Below are 16,308 nucleotides of genomic sequence, written 5' to 3' on the forward strand. Positions count from 1 at the left end.
TTCCCTGTCGCTCATGCGCGCCTCCCTGTCACTCATGCGCGCCTCCTGCCCGCCACGGCGAACGACAGCGCCACACCGCCGAGCAGCGTCAGCGCGGCGGCCCCCGCGTGCTTCCACATGGCCGGCAGGTCGCGGGTGGTGACGACCGGGTCGGGTGGCAGTCCGTAGACCTCCGGCCGGTCGAGCAGCAGGAAGAACGCGCCATCGCCGCCCACCCCGTCGTCCGGGTCGTTGCCGTAGAGGTGGGCCTCGGGCACACCCGCCTTGTGCAGTTCGTCGACGCGCAGCGCCGCCCGCTCCCGCAGTTCGTCGAGCGGCCCGAATTGGATGGACTCCGTCGGGCAGGCCTTGGCGCACGCGGGTTCCTGACCGGCGCCCAGCCGGTCGTAGCAGAGCGTGCACTTGAACACCCGCCCGTCGCTGGGGCGTTGCTCGATCACGCCGTACGGGCAGGCGGGCACGCAGTACCCGCAGCCGTTGCAGACGTCCTCCTGGACGACGACCGTGCCGAACTCGGTCCGGAACAGCGCGCCGGTCGGACACACGTCGAGACATGCGGCGTGCGTGCAGTGCTTGCAGACGTCCGAGGACATGAGCCAGCGCATCTCCGGCGCGCCGCCGTCCACCGGGGCGGATGACTCCGTGGCCAACGCTCCCTGTGCCAGCGGGAGTTCGGTCCGCCCCTCCGGCCGCGGCGGCTCGGCCTTCGGCTGCTGGACGGAATCAGTCTTCGACCCCTCGACGGGCTGGGTCCGCGGCTGCTCCACGAAGGCGACATGACGCCACGTCGAGGCGCCCAGGGACTGCGTGTTGTCGTACGACATCCCGGTCAGCGTCAGGCCGTCCTCGGGGATGGCGTTCCACTCCTTGCAGGCCACCTCGCACGCCTTGCAGCCGATGCACACGGACGTGTCGGTGAAGAAGCCGACCCGCTCCTCGCTCATGCGCGGTTCTCCGTTCCGGTCGTCTCGGTGATGCCCGCGCGGCGCCGGTACTCGGCGACGAGCCGGGGCAGGTCGGCCCCGCGCGGGCGGCGGCCGGGGCGGATGTCGGCGGTGAGGGCCTTGTCCTCCTGGATGTGCGCGTTCGGGTCCATGGCGATGGCGACCAGTTCGTTGGCGGCGTCCCCGGTGGCCGTCCCGTTCGGGCCCCAGTGGAACGGCAGCCCGATCTGGTGCAGCGTGCGCCCCTGCACGGTCAGGGACCGGATCCGGTCGGTGACCAGGACCCGCGCCTCGATGGCGTTGCGCGCGGTGATGACGGTCGCCCAGCCCCCGTGCTCCAGGCCACGCTCGGCGGCGAGACCGGGAGACACCTCGCAGAACATCTCCGGCTGCAACTCGGACAGGTAGGGCGACCAGCGGCTCATCCCGCCGGCGGTGAAGTGCTCGGTGAGCCGGTGGGTGGTGACGACGTACGGGTACACGTCCGCGCCCGGCTCGGCGCCGCTCGGGTGGTAGCGGTTGCCCTCGCGCGGCAGCAGCCGGCGGGCGGGCGACCGGGAAGTGGACGGGTACACGGCGTTGGGGAACGGCGAGTCCTGCGGCTCGTAGTGCGTGGGCAGCGGCCCGTCCTCCAGGCCCGCCGGCGCGTACAGCCAGCCCTTGCCGTCGGCCTGCATGATGAACGGGTCGTCGCCGCGCAGCGCGTCGGGTCCTTTGGCGTCCTCGTCGGGTACGTGGCCTGGGGCGCGGTCCGGGACGAAGTCGGGGATGTCGTGGCCGGTCCAGCGGCCGGTGTCCGGGTCCCACCACACGTACGCCTTGCGCTCGCTCCACGGTGTTCCGTCCGGCGCGGCGGAGGCGCGGTTGTAGAGGATGCGCCGGTTGGCGGGCCAGGACCAGGCCCACTCGGCGGCCACCCAGTCCTGCTCCGATTCCGGCTTCTTGCGGGCGGCCTGGTTGATGCCGTCGGCGTACACACCGCAGTAGATCCAGCAGCCGCAACGTGTCGAGCCGTCGTCCTTCAGCTCCGTGTACGCGGACAATGGACTGCCGTCCGGGCCATGGCCGTTGATCTCCGCGAGGACGGCGTCGGCCACCGGCTCCTGGAGCGGCCCGGCCACCGGGTAGTCCCAGGTCAGGTCGAGGATCGCGCGGTCCATCGGATCCGTGGAGCCGGCCAGCTTCTCCTTGATGCGGCGGCCCAGGTGGTACATGAACCACAGATCGCTGCGCGCGTCACCGGTCGGCTCGACGGCGGCGTGGTGCCACTGCACCCACCGGTTCGTGTTGGTGAACGAGCCCGACTTCTCGGTGTGCGCGGCCGCCGGGAAGAAGAACACCTCCGTCCCGATGTCCTCCGTACGCAGTTCGCCGCTCTCGATCTCCGGGCCGTCCTGCCACCAGGTCGCGGACTCGATCAGCGAGAAGTCGCGGACGACGAGCCAGTCCAGCTGCGCCATGCCGAGTCGCTGGAGCCGGGTGTTCGCCGAGCCGACAGCGGGGTTCTCGCCCATCAGGAAGTAGCCCTTGCACGCGCCGTCGAGCTGCGCCATCACCGTCTCGTACGTGGAGTGGTCGCCGGTCAGACGCGGCAGGTGGTCGAAGCAGAAGTCGTTCTCGGGCGTGGCCGCGTCGCCGTAGTAGGACTTGAGCAGGCTGACGAAGTAGGACCGCATGTCCGCCCAGAAGCCCTTGTCGGTGCGGGACGCGGTGACGAAGTCGTCCAGGTCCATGTGCTGGTGGGCGTGCGGCATGGGCAGGTAGCCGGGCAGCAGGTTGAACAGGGTGGGGATGTCGCTCGACCCTTGGATCGAGGCGTGTCCGCGCAGCGCCTGGATGCCGCCGCCGGGCCGCCCGATGTTGCCGAGCAGCAGTTGGAGGATGCTCGCGCAGCGGATGTACTGTGCTCCCACCGAGTGCTGCGTCCAGCCGACCGCGTACGCGAAGGAATTGGTGCGCTCACGGCCGGAGTTGGAGGTCAGCGCGTCGCAGACGCGGGCGAACGTGGCGGCCGGGACGCCGCACACCTCCTCGACCAGCTCCGGTGTGTAGCGGGCGAAGTGCCGCTTCAGGACCTGGTACACGCACCTGGGGTGGGTCAGCGTCGGGTCCGTCGGGGCGTGCGGTGTGCTCTGCGGGCCGCCGGAGCCGTGTGTCTCCGCGCCGCCCGACGGGTGCACCCGGTCCTCGTACTGTTCGTCGACGTCGCCGATCGGCTGCTGGACCTGCTCGCCCTCGTAGCCCCAACTGTGCTGGTCGTAATGGCCCTTGTCCTCGTCGAGCCCGGAGAAGACGCCGTCGAGGTCCTCCGTGTCGCGGAAGTCCTCGCTCACCAGCGTTGCCGCGTTCGTGTAGTGCAGCACGTACTCGCGGAAGTCCTTCTCCTCGGTCAGGACGTGGTTGATGATGCCGCCGAGGAACGCGATGTCGGTGCCCGCGCGCAGCGGGACGTGCAGGTCGGCGAGCGCGCTGGTGCGGGTGAAGCGCGGGTCGACGTGGATGATGGTCGCGCCGCGCGCCTTGGCCTCCATCACCCACTGGAAGCCGACCGGGTGTGCCTCGGCGAAGTTCGAGCCCTGGATGACAATGCAGTCGGAGTGCTGCAGGTCCTGCATGAACGTCGTGGCGCCGCCCCGGCCGAACGAGGTGCCGAGTCCGGCCACGGTGGAGCTGTGGCAGACCCGGGCCTGGTTCTCCACCTGGACCACGCCGAGGCCGGTCAGCAGCTTCTTGATGAGGTAGTTCTCCTCGTTGTCGAGCGTCGCGCCGCCGAGCGAGGCGATGCCCATGGTGCGCGCGGTGCGCTTGCCCTCCCGCTCCCACTCCCAGGTCTCGCGCCGCGTCGCGATGACCCGGTCGGCGACCATGTCCATCGCCGTCTCAAGGTCGACGGGCTCCCACTCGGTGGCGTACGGGCGTCGGCGCAGCACCTGGTGGTGGCGTGCGGAGCCGGTCGTCAGCTGGAGGGTCGCCGAGCCCTTGGGGCACAGCCGGCCTCGGCTCACCGGTGAGTCGGGGTCGCCCTCGATCTGGACGACCTCGTCGTCCTTCACGTACACCTGCTGACCGCAGCCGACGGCGCAGTACGGACAGATGGACCGGGTGACCCGTTCGGCGGTGTCGGTGCGGGGGCGGAGCTGCCGGGTGCGGGCCGAGGTCACGGCGTCGCCGCGCCCGGTGCGGTCGCGGCCGGTCGTCAGCTGCCGGTACACGGGCCATTTGCGCAGCTCGTCCATCGCGCCCATGAGGGGCTCCCTGAGGTCGGTCGTGGCGCCATCCATTCTTGAACGGCCCCCCATCCGGCGCCAACGCTCGGCCGTTCGACGCGTGAGTACCGCGCCGGGTGCCGGTAAAACTCCTCAGCCTCCGAGGACTCCGGGCAGCGCCAGCGCACCCAGGAGGGCCGTGCCCAGGACGAACCAGGCGACGTAGTCCCCGATGTGTCCCGAGTGCAGGCGGCGCAGCGGGGCCGTCCAGGCGTACGGCTCCGTCGGGGCGCCGCGGCCCAGGGACAGCGCGGCACATCCGGCCGCGCACACCGTGGACAGCAGCCCGGTCAGCACGGAGGCGGCCGTCCAGTGCGGTGCGAGGGCGGCCGGGGCTTCGAACGCCCGGCCGACTCCCTCGGCGAAGGCGGGGACGAGCCCGGCGGCGAGCGCCCCGGCGAGCAGCAGACCGGGCACGGCCACCATCGGCAGCGGCACACGCCGCAGCGGTTCACTCGTCTCCGGTTCCTCGTCTCCTCCGGTCGTCGTCGCCGACCGGGACCGCTCGGGACGGGGTCCCACGCCCCAGAAGACCCGCGCGGCCACCCGCAGCACGGCGGCGCCGGTGATCGCGGACACGACGAGGAACAGCGCGGTGCCCACGGCGCCGGCCGCCTCCTCGGTCGTGCCCTTGCCCAGCGCCGTGCCGAAGGGCGGCAGACCCGCGAGGACGAGGGCCGCAACGGTGTAGAGCACGGCGACGGCGCGCAACTCCCCTGCGCGGCCGTGCAGTTCGTGTTCGTCGACACTGCCGTACCGGTCGAGGAGAATGCCGGTGCACGCGAACAGCGCGGCCTTGGCCCCGGCGTGGCTGAGCACGTACAGCGCGACACCGGCCGTGGACTCCGGGCGCAGCAGGCCGATGCCGACGAGGAACAGTCCGGTGTGCGCGATGGTCGAGTAGGCGAGCAGCCGTTTGAGGTGGCGCTGCTGCCAGCACATCAGGGCGCCCAGGAGGGCGGTGAGCGCGCCGAGCAGGACGAGGCACCGGGTGATGTCCTGGGCGGGCAGTCCGCCGGCGCCGGAGAAGACGCGGTCGTACACCCGCCACACCCCGTACACCCCGAGCTCGACCATGACCCCGGACATGAGCATGCACACCGGCGTCGGCGCGACGGCGTGCGCGTCGGGCAGCCAGAAGTGGAAGGGGACGGCGGCCGCCTTCACCAGCAGACCCGTCGCGACGAGGACGAAGGCGGCCAGGGTCAGGGCGTCGGGCGGCCCGTCGGCGTCGAGCGCGGACCCGATCTGACGCATGCCCAGTTCGCCGGTCCGCGCGTACAGCAGGGCGATGCCCATCAACGTCGCATACGCGCCAAGGGAGTTGACGAGCCCGAAGGTGAGCGCACCCTGGACGGCCTTCGGTTCCTCAACGCGGTGTCCCGTCAACGCGTAGGCGGCGACGCTCATCAGCTCGAAGAAGACGAACGCGTTGAACAGGTCCCCGGTCAGCGTGAAGCCGCACATGCCGGCCTGGAACAGCAGCACGAGCGCGGGGAACGAGGCCGCGGTCCCGTGCGGTACTTCGTCGAAGTACCGCCAGGAGTACGCGAGGACCGCCACGGTCAGCAGTGAGACGAGCGTGGCAAGCCCGGTGCTCGGCGCGTCGCCGCTCAGCACGATGCCCACACTCCGGCCGTGCACCGGTTCCCAGCCGCCCACCCACTCGACGGCGCCCGGCGACGCGTGCCCGAGGAGGAAGGCCGCGAGCACGGTCGTCGCGACGGCGACGGTGGCGGCGATCGAGTCGGCGGCGACGCGCGGCAACATCCGGCCCAGTGCGACGAGCAGCGCGCCGCCCAGCAGGGGCAGGGCCACGACGAGGGGCAGCAGTTGGCTCATCCGCGCAGCTCGGAGAGTTCGTCGGGGTCGGCCGTGCCGTGCCGCTTGGCCACCTGGATCACCAGGGCGAGCAGCAGCGCCGTCACCGTCGCCCCCACGACGACGTCGGTCAGCGCCAGGGCCTGGACCACCGGATCGACCAGCGGGCGGGTGTGCGGCTTCAGGTCGGAGTGCAGGGGCGCGGTGCCGCCCGAGCGGTATCCAACGGCGAGCAGCAGCACGTAGGTCGCCGACTGGCACACGGCCAGGCAGCCGACGGCGTGCACCAGATGCCGGCTGGTGGCCAGCCCGTAACAGCCCACCAGGAAGATCCAGCCGGACACGAGGTACGGGAGGACGGTCATGTCCGGGCCCCCTTCGTCCGGCCGCGCGGAGCGTCCGTGATCTCGACGGCCTGGTCGAGGAACCGGCTCACCAACACCACGACGGCGCACGCCACTTCGATGCCGACGGCGAAGTTCAGCAGGGGCACGATGCCGCCGGACGCGAGCGTGTTGAAGGTGCCGTACGGGAGGGTGTTGGCGAGGAAGGACCCGCCGCCGATGAGCCCTGCCACCCCGACGAGCAGATAGGCCGCCTCGCCCACCGCGTCCCCGATCTCGTACGGGCCGATGGGCCGGATCCGTTCCAACGCCCGGTAGTCGGCGCCGATATAGAGAAAGTGCACGGCGGTGGCGACGACGACCCCGCCCTGGAAGCCGCCGCCGGGGCTCAACTGCCCGCTGGCGACGACGTACAGGCCGACCACGAGAGCCAGCGGCAGCAGGACGAGTGAGTACCGCCGCACCCACGGGTCCACGCGCGCGGAGCCGGGCGGGACGCGGTCCTCGTCGCGGGACTGCCGGAGCAGGACGACGGTGCCGAGCACCGCGGTGAGCAGGATCGACTCCTCCCCGAGGGTGTCGAAGGCCCGCTGGTCGAAGTTGACCGCGGCGACGACGTTCGCGGTGTGCCGGGCGAGCGCGGCCTCCGTCGACCGCTCCCCGTAGGGATGCCGGTCGCTCCCGAACTCCGGCAGCGACAAGAACGCGGCGGTGAGCAGCGCGGCGAGTCCCACCCCGCCCACACCGAGCAGCCACAGCCGGAACCGGACGCTCATCGGCCCGCCTCCTCGTCCGCCGCCCGTTTGCGGCGCCGGACCTTGCGCACGGACAGCAGGATGAGCAGCGGGGTGAGCACCGATCCCACGGCGAGCTGGGACAGCGCCACGTCGGGCGCTTGGAGCACGGTGAACAGGGCAGCGAGCGTCAGGCCGAGGACGGCGAGGACCAGGGCCTGCCGGGCCGGATCACGCACCAGGACCGCCGCGGTGGCCGCGGCGGCGACCAGCAGCAGACACACGGTGATCAGTACGTCGTCGTTCACCGACGCCTCACTCTCGACTCCGGACACTCGACTCCGGTTTCCCTCGGGCATTCACTTCGGGCGCTCACTCGTCCGCATCGGCCTCGTCCACCACACCCACCGACAGGCTCCGGGAGGCGACCACGTTCCCGGCGGCCACAAGCACGCCGATGACGGCCGTCTTCACGGTCGAACGACCCGGTGTCGCCGCCGCGCACACGGCGACGGTCACCGCGACGCTCACGGCGACACACACGCACGTCACCACCGTGGAACCACGCGGCGCGCCCGGCGCCAGGTCGTCGGCCAGCAGCCGTACGCACACCAGCGTCCCGGCGGGGCCGAGCAGCGCCAGGACCAGCGAGAGGTCGACGTAGGAGGGACGGGCGTACCCCTGCGCCATGAGCAGCAGGGCCAGCGCGACCACCGTGCCGCCCGCGTTCTGCGCGAGGATCCGCCGGTCCGTGGAGCCGGTGACCACGCCCCACAGGACCAGGGGCGCCCCGATGCCGAGGAGCGCGGCGGCGCACGCGAGCCACCCGTTCACCGGGAGCCCGCCGCGCGTCGCGCCGCGGTCACGGCCCAGGCGCCGGCCGCCGCGCAGCACACGCCCACGACCGACGTCAGCAGGTCGACCGAGGTGACGAGCACCAGCCACAGCGCGGTGAGCCCGGCCCACCAGGCGGCGAACTCAGCGCCGCGGATCAGGCGCGACACAGGCAGAACGGGTGCCCGGCCGGGTCCGCGTACACCCGGAAATCACGCTGCCCGTCCTGGTCGTCGAGGTCCAGCGGCATCGCGCCGAGGGCCAGCGCCTCGGCCTCCGCCGCGGCCATGTCGGTGACGTCGAAGTCCAGGTGCAGCTGCTGCGAGTTGTCCTCGGCGTGCGGCCAGCGGGGCGGGCGGTGCCCGGGCGCCCGCTGGAAGGCGATGCGGTGACCGCCGGGGACGTACAGGTCGTACCAGTCCTCGTCGTCCTGCTTGATCTCGCCGCCGAGCAGCGCGGCGTAGAAGCCGGCGAGGGCGGCGGGGTCGGGGCAGTCGACGGCGACGAGGCTGTACTGGGCAACGGCCATGACGTTCTCCTGCTCTCACGGGTCCATGTGGTCGATGGGACGTGCGCAGACGGGTACCTCGGAGGCGTGCGTGCATGCCACGTTCGGCCGCGCGGCGCGGCGGGCGCCACCGCTACGCAAATAGACCATCTTCCGTCGCTCGATGCTCGTATCGACGCGGTGCGTGCCGGTCAGGCCGGGCGGATGCCCGGCCACCGGCCCGTGGCGGCCAGTTCCCTGGTGACCTCGAGGATGCCGCGGCGGACCGCCACGACGGTGTCGCGCGGCTCATAGCTGTCCGTGGCCGTGCGCACCGCGATGTGGCGACGCAGCGCGGGGTCGATGATGCGGCGGACGCCGAGGCGGTGCCGGCCGCCGTGGACCGCGACCACCGAGCGCGGCAGGATCGTGCAGGCCTCGCCGCTCTCGGCGATACGGATCAGCGTGCCGAGGGATTCCACGTCGCCGACGTTCCTGGGCACCAACCCGTGGGCGGCGAACGCCCGGTCCACCAGGGCCCGCAGGTTGCTGCGCGCTCCGGGCGTCACCAGTGGCACCTGCCGCAGTTCGTGCAGGGACACCTCGTCCGTGCTGTCCAGGGCGGGGTCGGGGTGGCCGATCAGGTACAACTCCTCGGAGTAGAGCGGGAGTTCCTCCGCGCGTGGCGCGTCGTCCTCTCGGAAGACCGCGGCCAGGTCGAGGCGCCCTGCGAGCAGCAGCTCGTGGACGTAGCCGCTCATCGACTCGAAGAGTTGCAGGTGGATGCCCGGGTAGTGGGCGCGCACCCAGGAGAACAGGGCGGGGGCGAGCGGCGCGGTCACCGTGGTGGGCAGGCCGATCGCGACCGGGCCGTGGATCGGCTGCCGGCCGCCGGTGATGTCCTGCGCGAGGCGGTCGAACTGCCGCACCAGTTGCTGCGCGTCGCGGTAGAGCGTCCGGCCCTGGGACGTGGGCCGTACGCCGCGTGGGCCGCGGTCGAGGAGCCGGACACCGAGGTGTGCTTCGAGTTGGGCCATGCGCTGGCTGATCGCGGGCTGCGACACATGCAGCACGCCGGCGGCCCGGGACAGGCTGCCGGCGTCGACGACGGCGATGAAATCGCGTAGTTGGGCGATGTCCACGGTGGTGTCCGGTGCCGCCTTCCCACGGGGGTCCTGATTACGAGGTGGTGTGCCGCTCGGCCTGCGCGATGATGCGGCGCGCGCGTTCGACGACCGGCCGGTCGATCATCTCACCGTCCACGGTCGTCGCCGCGTCGTGGCCTGGGGCGAGCACTCGCCGGGCCCAGTTCACCTCGTCCTCGGTGGGTGCGAAGGCCGTGCGCACGTGCGGGAGTTGCGCGGGGTGGATGCACAGCTTGCCGCCGAAGCCCCAGCCGCGGGCGCGGGCGGCCGCCCGGGTGACGGCATCCGCGTCGCGGACGGCCGTGGTGACTCCGTCGACGGGCGCGGACAGTCCGTTCGCCGCCGACCAGCGGACCAGGTCGGCGCGGGCGGAGTCCAGCGCCCGGTCGTCGGACACACCCAGGTCGAGCGCGAGGTCGATGCTGCCGAAGAGCAGCCGGACGCAGGCGGGTTCGGCGGTGATGCCGTCGAGGTTGACCAGCCCGCGCGCGGTCTCGATCAGCGGGAGTACGCGGGCGCCGCTCGCTTCGGACGCTTCACGCACCTGCGCCGCGGACTCGGTCTTGGGCAGCACGACGGCCGCGGGCGACAGGGCGCGGCATGCGGCGAGGTCGTCCGCGAACTCGGCGGTCCGGGGGCCGTTGACCCGTACCGCCACCGGCACATCGGCGTCCCGGGGCCAGGCATCGCGCAAGTGGTCGCGGGCGGTCGCCTTGTCCCCCGCGACGACGGCGTCCTCCAGGTCGATGATGACGGCGTCGGCGCCGCTGGCGGCCGCCTTCGCGAACCGGTCGGGGCGGGAGGCCGGCACGAACAGCCAACTCACCGCCGTTGCCAGGGCGTTCACCGGGTCGGCGGTCATGCGGCACCCCGGCTGGTGAGTTCGTCGATCTCGGCGTCCGTCAGGCCCGCCTCGGCGAGGATGGCCCGGGTGTGCTCGCCGACGCCGGGCACCGGGTCCATGCGTGGGGTGTCGTCGACCAGTCCCGGCGGCGCCAGCGCGGGGATCGGGCCTGCCGGGGTCCGCACCTCGTGCCAGCGGCCGCGGGCGGTCAGTTGCGGGTGCTCCCACACCTCGGCCAGCGAGTTCACGCGGGCGTGCGCCACCGGGACGGCGGCCAGCAGTTCGACGGCCTCGGCGGCGGTGAGCTCCGCGAACCGCGCCGCGATGATCGCACCCAGGGCCTCGCGGTGCGCGTTGCGGGCGGCGTTGCCTGCGTAGTCCGGGTGGGTCGTCAGCTCCGGGCGCAGCAGGAAGCGTTCGCAGAAGGCCGCCCACTCGCGCTCGTTCTGGATGCACATCATGACGACCTTGCCGTCCCCGGCGGTGAAGGGGCCGTACGGATAGATGGTCGCGTGCGCCGCGCCCGCACGCGGCGGCGGCTCGGCGCCGTCGTACGCGTAGTACAGGGGGAAGCCCAGCCACTCCACGGTGGCCTCGAGCATCGATACGTCGACATGGACACCTTCGCCGGTGCGACCACGCTCCAGCAGGGCGGCGAGGATCGCGCTGTAGGCGTACATGCCGGCGGCGATGTCGGACACGGAGATGCCGACCTTCGCCATTTCCTCGGCCGTGCCGGTCACCGACAGCAGCCCGGACTCGCTCTGCACCATCAGGTCGTACGCCTTCGCGGTGGCGTACGGGCCGGGGGTGCCGTAGCCGGAGATGTCGCAGACGATCAACTTCGGGTGGGCGGCGTGCAGTTCGGCCCAGCCGAGGCCGGCCCGCTCGGCCGCGCCGGGCGCCAGGTTCTGCACGAAGACGTCGGCGTCGGCGAGGAGCCGGCGCAGGGCGTCCATGCCCTGGGGGTCCTTGATGTCGAGGGTGAGCGACTCCTTGTTGCGGTTGACCCACACGAAGTGGGAGCTGAGTCCGCGCACGCGGGTGTCGTAGGCGCGGGCGAAGTCCCCGGTGCCGGGACGCTCCACCTTGATCACGCGGGCGCCGAGGTCGGCGAGCTGTCGGGTGGCGTACGGAGCGGCGATGGCCTGCTCGAGCGAGACGACGGTGATGCCGCGGAGGGGTTGCATGTGCGTCTTTCTCTCGGGGTTCTCTCGGGCTTGCTGCCGGGGCCGGGTGGGTGGGTCTCACACAACGAAGCTCACTGCGATGACCAGCACCAGCGAGACGACCGATGCCATCGCGGTCACGAAGGTGAGTGCCTTGAGCGCGCCCCGGGTGGTCACTCCGAGGAGCGGTTGGAACATCCAGAAGAAGTTGCTGTTGACCTGGAGGGCGAAGAGCGAGCCCGAACCGATCGCCAGGGCCAGAACCGCGGGCGGCACGGCGAGGTCGCCCATGATCGGGGCGATGATCCCGGCGGCCGCGATGGCGGCGACACCGATGGACCCGATGGCCAGGTGCAGCAGCGCCGCCACCAGCCACACCAGCAGGATCGTCACCACCGTGGACATGCCCGCGTCGGCGGAGAAGATCCCGGAGAGCACCTTGTCGAGGCCGGTCTTGCCGATGACGGCCCCGAGCGATCCGCCCACGCCGGTGACGAGCAGGATCTGCCCGGTGCTGTGGAAGCCCTCGGTCACCGCCTGGTCCACCCGCTCGTTGCTGAGCACCCGCTTCGCCAGGGCGTACGCGCCGACCAGCCCTGCGAACAGGGCGAACGCCGGGTTGCCGAGGAAGGCGAGCAGATCGGACTCCACGCCCGCGGCGTCGGCGATGGCGCCGGTGGCGATGAGCAGCAGCGGGACGACGATCGGCAGCAGCGAGAGGTAAAGCGGCGGCAACGGGCGGCGGGCGCCGGAGTGTTCGCCCTCGGTCGCGGCGGCGGCAGCGGGTACGGCGGCGGTGACATCGGCCGGTTCATCCCGCACGTCATCGCTGTCGGGCACTTCGTCGGTGTCCGCGTTCCACAGGCCGTGGCGCAGCAACCGACCGTAGAGGAACGTGGTCAGCAGCGCCGCGAGCGGGCCGAGGACGAAGCCGTACACCAGCATCGTGCTGAGCGGCACATGCAGCAGACCGGCGACCGCGAGGGTGCCGAGGCCGGGCACCACGAACACGTAGCCGACCAGGATGCCCGCGCTCAACGCGCCGCCCATCATGGGCAGGCCGTACCGTCCCATGCGCGGCGCGGCCGACTTGGCCAGCGGGGCGGCGAGGACGAGTTGGACGTCCACGTAGATCGACGGGAAGACGGCGCTGAGGGCTCCGGCGAGCGCGTAGGGAAGCTTGCCCGGGCCGAGGATGCGCATCAGCTTCTCGACCAGTTTCTGCAGCGCCCCCATGGAGTTCAGCAGCGAGCCGAGCAGCACGCCGAAGCCGATCAGCAGCCCCACCTCGGCCATGATGTCGCCGAAGCCGTCGACGATCGTGTTGATGGTGCCCTCGAAACCGAGGCCGGTCGCGATACCGAGGTAGAGCGAGCCGATGACCAGGGCGATCACCGGTTCGACCTTGGGCACCAGAATCAGTAGGACAACCACGAGGATGGCTATCGCGGTATGCAGAGCTGTCACGGGGTTCCTCTCACCACGTCGTGAGTACATGTGAGGGAAACACGGTGATCACGGTGGCGGAAGGCAGGAATCCGCGAGGGGGGTATCAGGTGCCCTTATGGCGTTCGTGCAGGGCTGGTCAGGCCCGTGCGAGACAGATTTGTCGGACGGCGGACCGCACGGCGTCGGCAGTGCGGTCCGCCGTCCTCAGCTCAAACAGTCGCGATACCCGGGTCGCTCACCGACGGTGTCCCGTTCTCCACGTGCCCGGCCAGCCGGCGCAGCCAGCCGGTGACGCCCTCGGCGCGCACCGTCAGGTCGTACCAGCGACGGGTGCTCTTCAGGTCGACGGTCTGCCGGACCGTGCCGCCTGCGGGCACGGAGTACGTCTGGACGCCGCCGCCGTACGCGTTGGTGACGGTGAGTCGGACGGCCGCGGACGTCGGGTTCGTCAGGGTGAGGGCGAGGTTGCCCGTGCCCGCGTCGTGGCGCGCGGTCACCTCGGGGCCCGCGGTCTTGTTGTCGCCCTGGAAGGCGCGCAGGAAGCCGTTCGGGCCGTGCGCGGTGAGGTCGTAACGGCCCTCGGAGTAGGTCGAGTTCCAGCTGTCCGCGATCGACTTCCCGGCCTCGGCCGTGTACGTCCAGGGGCCGTCGCCGCGGCTGAGCGAGCGCACCTGGAAGGCGGCACCGGCCCGGTCGCCGCCGCTGAGGGTGAGCCGGTACTTGCCGGTCGCGACGTCGGCCGCGCCGTCGACATACGGGGCGTAGGCGAGCGGTCGGGTGGGTCGCGACCCTGCCTCCTGGCGGGGCAACGCGCCCTGTGCGGGCGGCTTCGGTACGTAGCTGGGGTGGCGGTCGCGGTCCGGCGGGGTGTAGCCGGAGGTGTCGGGCAGCTGCGCCGGGTCGGTCACCTTCATCGAGAAGTCGAAGGCCGAGGTGAGGTCGCCGCAAATGGCGCGGCGCCAGGGCGAGATGTTGGTCTCCTTCACCCCGAATCGTCTCTCCATGAACCGCAGGATCGACGTGTGGTCGAAGGTCTCGGAGCACACATAGCCGCCGGTGGACCAGGGCGACACGACGATCATGGGGACGCGCTGGCCAAGACCGTAGGGGCCGGCGGCACGCGTTCCACCGGGGTAGTAGTCGAGCCCGGTGTCGACGGTGGACAGGCCCTGGTCCGCGGACGCCGGCGGGTAGGGCGGCACGACGTGGTCGAAGTAGCCGTCGTTCTCGTCGTACGTGACGAACAGGGCGGTCTTGCTCCACACCTCGGGGTTCGAGGTGAGGGCGTCGATGACCTGGGAGATGTACCAGGCGCCGTAGTTCGCGGGCCAGTTGGGGTGCTCGCAGAACGCCTCGGGAGCGGCGATCCAGGAGATCTGCGGCAGCTTGCCGGCCTTCACGTCGGCCTTGAGGAGGTCGAAGTAGCCGTCCCCCGCCTTGGCGTTCGTGCCGGTGCGCGCCTTGTCGTAGAGCGGGTCGCCGGGCTTGGCGTTGCGGAAGTTGTTGAAGTAGAGGAGCGAGTTGTCCCCGTAGTTGCCTCGGTAGGCGTCGTCTATCCAGCCCCAGCCGCCGTCGGCGTCGAGGCCGTCGCCGATGTCCTGGTAGACCTTCCAGGAGACACCGGCCTTCTCCAGGCGCTCGGCGTACGTCGTCCAGCCGTAGCCCGCCTCCTCGTTGCCGAGGACGGGGCCGCCGCCCGTGCCGTCGTTGCCGACGTAGCCGCTCAGCATGTAGTAGCGGTTGGGGTCGGTCGCGCCCATGAACGAGCAGTGGTAGTCGTCGCAGACCGTGAACCGGTCGGCGAGCGCGTGGTGGAAGGGGATGTCCTCCCGTGTCAGGTACGCCATCGTGCCGGTGCTCTTGGCGGCGATCCAGTTGTCGTACTTGCCGTTGGCGAAGGCGCTGTGGCCACCGGCCCAGTCGTGGTCGAGCCCGGCGATGAACTGCATGCCGAGGTCGTCCGCGTCCGGGTGGTACGGCAGGGTCTCCTTGCCGGCGCTGGACTGGTGCCAGACCGGCTTGCCGCTCGGCAGGGTGACCGGACGCGGGTCACCGAACCCGCGGACGCCCTTCAGGGTGCCGAAGTAGTGGTCGAAGGACCGGTTCTCCTGCATGAGCACCACGATGTGCTCGACGTCCTGGACGGTGCCGCTGCGGCGGGCGGCGGGGATGGCGGCGGCGCGGTCGATGGAGCCGTTCAGCGCCGTGAGAGCGGCGGTGGCTCCGGCGATCTGCAGGAAGCGACGCCGGTTGAGTTCGGTCATGTGTGGGGGGTTCTCCTGTTTCTTCAGTGGTGACGCGTCAGAGCTGTTGTGCCCAGAGGCTGTTGTGCAGGGAGCACGGGCAGCACAGCACTCATTAGGTCACCGCCGACCGACAGTTCGGAGACAGCAAGTCGAACTCGTTCTTACGCGAATCGACACACATGATCAAGACACTGCACCAGGCGATCACATGCCCATTACCGGCCGATCCACGCTCCCCAACATCCGACGATCCACCGACGCGGGGTCAACCCACTGACTCAGGTTCAGGCCTGCCGCCTGCCACCGTCCGTCGCCAAGCGGGTGAGCCACTCCCGCAGCAGGCCCTGCTCGGCCTCGCTGAGGACATCAACCTTGTCGGGCAGCGCGGCGCGCAGCGCCCGGGCCGCCGGGGCGGGGCCGGACTCCGCGGCGGAGAAGGCGGGTTCGACCCGGGTGATGGCGGCGATCATCGACTCGCGGAGCACGGTCAGCAGCGCCGGGTCGCGGCGCTGTGCCGGAGTGGCCTGCCAGGTGATGACGGCGCCCTGGCCGGTGGCCTGGATGATCTGCGCCGCCAACTCCTCGTCGACCCGCAGCCATCCCGACGCAGCGAGCCGGCGCACCCGGCCATGAAGGATCTCCAGACCCGCGTGGTGTGCCACGTCCGCCTCCCGGCCGGTGGCCCTGTTCATCACCGCGAAGAGCTCGGGGCGCGAGACACCGAACTCCACCACCATGTCCCAGCCCCGGCGCAGCTCCTCCACCGGATCCTCCGGCGCGGGATCGAGCTGGGCGCGCTTGCTCTCCAGGAACTGCGCGTAGCCGTGCTCGGCGACCGCCTCCAGGAGTCCCTCCTTGTCGCCGAAGAGCCGGTAGATCGCCGGCGGCTGGAGCCCGGCGGCGGCGGCGACCGCGCGGGTGCTGACCGCGTCCGGTCCCCCGCTCTCCAGCAGCTCGACGGCCGCTTCGACGATGCGGCTGCGGGGGCTGTCTGCGGTGTCACGGGTAGGCATGTATCGATGATA

General features: G+C 71.3%; 15 protein-coding genes. All 15 read right to left on the reverse strand.

The features are described from left to right. Nucleotides 1-32: 32 nt before the first annotated feature. A complete protein-coding gene (locus ACYSUO_RS00790) occupies nt 33-944 on the reverse strand; it encodes a 4Fe-4S dicluster domain-containing protein (RefSeq protein WP_461773998.1) in 912 nt (303 codons plus the stop codon). Continuing rightward, the gene (gene fdh / locus ACYSUO_RS00795; RefSeq protein ID WP_461773999.1) at nt 941-4,189 is read right to left on the reverse strand and encodes a formate dehydrogenase; all 3,249 of its coding nucleotides are present in this window, start codon (nt 4,187-4,189) and stop codon (nt 941-943) included. The genes ACYSUO_RS00790 and fdh overlap by 4 nt, the downstream gene beginning before the upstream one ends. Before the next feature lie 114 nt (nt 4,190-4,303). Next, complete coding sequence (locus ACYSUO_RS00800) at nt 4,304-6,052, reverse strand: complex I subunit 5 family protein (protein ID WP_461774000.1); 1,749 nt, start codon at nt 6,050-6,052, stop codon at nt 4,304-4,306. Then, on the reverse strand, nt 6,049-6,396 hold the full coding sequence (locus ACYSUO_RS00805) for a sodium:proton antiporter (protein WP_461774001.1): 348 nt from the start codon (nt 6,394-6,396) through the stop codon (nt 6,049-6,051). Before ACYSUO_RS00805 ends, ACYSUO_RS00800 begins: the two co-directional genes overlap by 4 nt. Beyond that, the gene (locus ACYSUO_RS00810; RefSeq protein ID WP_461774002.1) at nt 6,393-7,151 is read right to left on the reverse strand and encodes an MnhB domain-containing protein; all 759 of its coding nucleotides are present in this window, start codon (nt 7,149-7,151) and stop codon (nt 6,393-6,395) included. Before ACYSUO_RS00810 ends, ACYSUO_RS00805 begins: the two co-directional genes overlap by 4 nt. Further along, nucleotides 7,148-7,417, reverse strand: a complete 270-nt coding sequence (locus tag ACYSUO_RS00815; protein ID WP_461774003.1) for a Na(+)/H(+) antiporter subunit B — start codon at nt 7,415-7,417, stop codon at nt 7,148-7,150. The genes ACYSUO_RS00810 and ACYSUO_RS00815 overlap by 4 nt, the downstream gene beginning before the upstream one ends. Before the next feature lie 64 nt (nt 7,418-7,481). Next, complete coding sequence (locus tag ACYSUO_RS00820) at nt 7,482-7,943, reverse strand: monovalent cation/H+ antiporter complex subunit F (protein ID WP_461774004.1); 462 nt, start codon at nt 7,941-7,943, stop codon at nt 7,482-7,484. Beyond that, nucleotides 7,940-8,113, reverse strand: a complete 174-nt coding sequence (locus ACYSUO_RS00825) for a hypothetical protein (protein ID WP_461774005.1) — start codon at nt 8,111-8,113, stop codon at nt 7,940-7,942. Before ACYSUO_RS00825 ends, ACYSUO_RS00820 begins: the two co-directional genes overlap by 4 nt. Beyond that, nucleotides 8,101-8,472, reverse strand: a complete 372-nt coding sequence (locus tag ACYSUO_RS00830; protein WP_461774006.1) for a VOC family protein — start codon at nt 8,470-8,472, stop codon at nt 8,101-8,103. The genes ACYSUO_RS00825 and ACYSUO_RS00830 overlap by 13 nt, the downstream gene beginning before the upstream one ends. Before the next feature lie 170 nt (nt 8,473-8,642). After that, a complete protein-coding gene (locus ACYSUO_RS00835) occupies nt 8,643-9,572 on the reverse strand; it encodes a LysR substrate-binding domain-containing protein (RefSeq protein WP_461774007.1) in 930 nt (309 codons plus the stop codon). Nucleotides 9,573-9,609: 37 nt separating this feature from the next. Then, nucleotides 9,610-10,437: an HpcH/HpaI aldolase/citrate lyase family protein gene (locus ACYSUO_RS00840; RefSeq protein WP_461774008.1), complete on the reverse strand. Its 828-nt coding sequence runs from the start codon at nt 10,435-10,437 to the stop codon at nt 9,610-9,612. Beyond that, nucleotides 10,434-11,609 carry a CaiB/BaiF CoA transferase family protein gene (locus ACYSUO_RS00845; protein WP_461774009.1) on the reverse strand — a complete coding sequence of 392 codons (1,176 nt, stop codon included), beginning with the start codon at nt 11,607-11,609 and terminating at the stop codon, nt 10,434-10,436. The genes ACYSUO_RS00840 and ACYSUO_RS00845 overlap by 4 nt, the downstream gene beginning before the upstream one ends. Before the next feature lie 57 nt (nt 11,610-11,666). Further along, on the reverse strand, nt 11,667-13,055 hold the full coding sequence (locus ACYSUO_RS00850) for a GntP family permease (protein WP_461774010.1): 1,389 nt from the start codon (nt 13,053-13,055) through the stop codon (nt 11,667-11,669). A 191-nt stretch (nt 13,056-13,246) separates the two neighbouring features. Then, complete coding sequence (locus tag ACYSUO_RS00855) at nt 13,247-15,301, reverse strand: phosphocholine-specific phospholipase C (RefSeq protein ID WP_461774011.1); 2,055 nt, start codon at nt 15,299-15,301, stop codon at nt 13,247-13,249. A gap of 266 nt (nt 15,302-15,567) precedes the next feature. Continuing rightward, the gene (locus ACYSUO_RS00860; protein ID WP_461774012.1) at nt 15,568-16,296 is read right to left on the reverse strand and encodes a TetR/AcrR family transcriptional regulator; all 729 of its coding nucleotides are present in this window, start codon (nt 16,294-16,296) and stop codon (nt 15,568-15,570) included. Between the last annotated feature and the right edge of the window lie 12 nt (nt 16,297-16,308).

It is taken from the genome of Streptomyces sp. UC4497 (assembly GCF_054871485.1).

Excerpts from the sequence above, each read along its gene's own strand:
- ACYSUO_RS00790 (WP_461773998.1), bottom strand. The coding sequence starts at position 944 with ATGAGCGAGGAGCGGGTCGGCTTCTTCACCGACACGTCCGTGTGCATC.
- fdh (WP_461773999.1), bottom strand. The coding sequence starts at position 4,189 with ATGGGCGCGATGGACGAGCTGCGCAAATGGCCCGTGTACCGGCAGCTG.
- ACYSUO_RS00800 (WP_461774000.1), bottom strand. The coding sequence starts at position 6,052 with ATGAGCCAACTGCTGCCCCTCGTCGTGGCCCTGCCCCTGCTGGGCGGC.
- ACYSUO_RS00805 (WP_461774001.1), bottom strand. The coding sequence starts at position 6,396 with ATGACCGTCCTCCCGTACCTCGTGTCCGGCTGGATCTTCCTGGTGGGC.
- ACYSUO_RS00810 (WP_461774002.1), bottom strand. The coding sequence starts at position 7,151 with ATGAGCGTCCGGTTCCGGCTGTGGCTGCTCGGTGTGGGCGGGGTGGGA.
- ACYSUO_RS00830 (WP_461774006.1), bottom strand. The coding sequence starts at position 8,472 with ATGGCCGTTGCCCAGTACAGCCTCGTCGCCGTCGACTGCCCCGACCCC.
- ACYSUO_RS00840 (WP_461774008.1), bottom strand. The coding sequence starts at position 10,437 with ATGACCGCCGACCCGGTGAACGCCCTGGCAACGGCGGTGAGTTGGCTG.
- ACYSUO_RS00845 (WP_461774009.1), bottom strand. The coding sequence starts at position 11,609 with ATGCAACCCCTCCGCGGCATCACCGTCGTCTCGCTCGAGCAGGCCATC.
- ACYSUO_RS00855 (WP_461774011.1), bottom strand. The coding sequence starts at position 15,301 with ATGACCGAACTCAACCGGCGTCGCTTCCTGCAGATCGCCGGAGCCACC.
- ACYSUO_RS00860 (WP_461774012.1), bottom strand. The coding sequence starts at position 16,296 with ATGCCTACCCGTGACACCGCAGACAGCCCCCGCAGCCGCATCGTCGAA.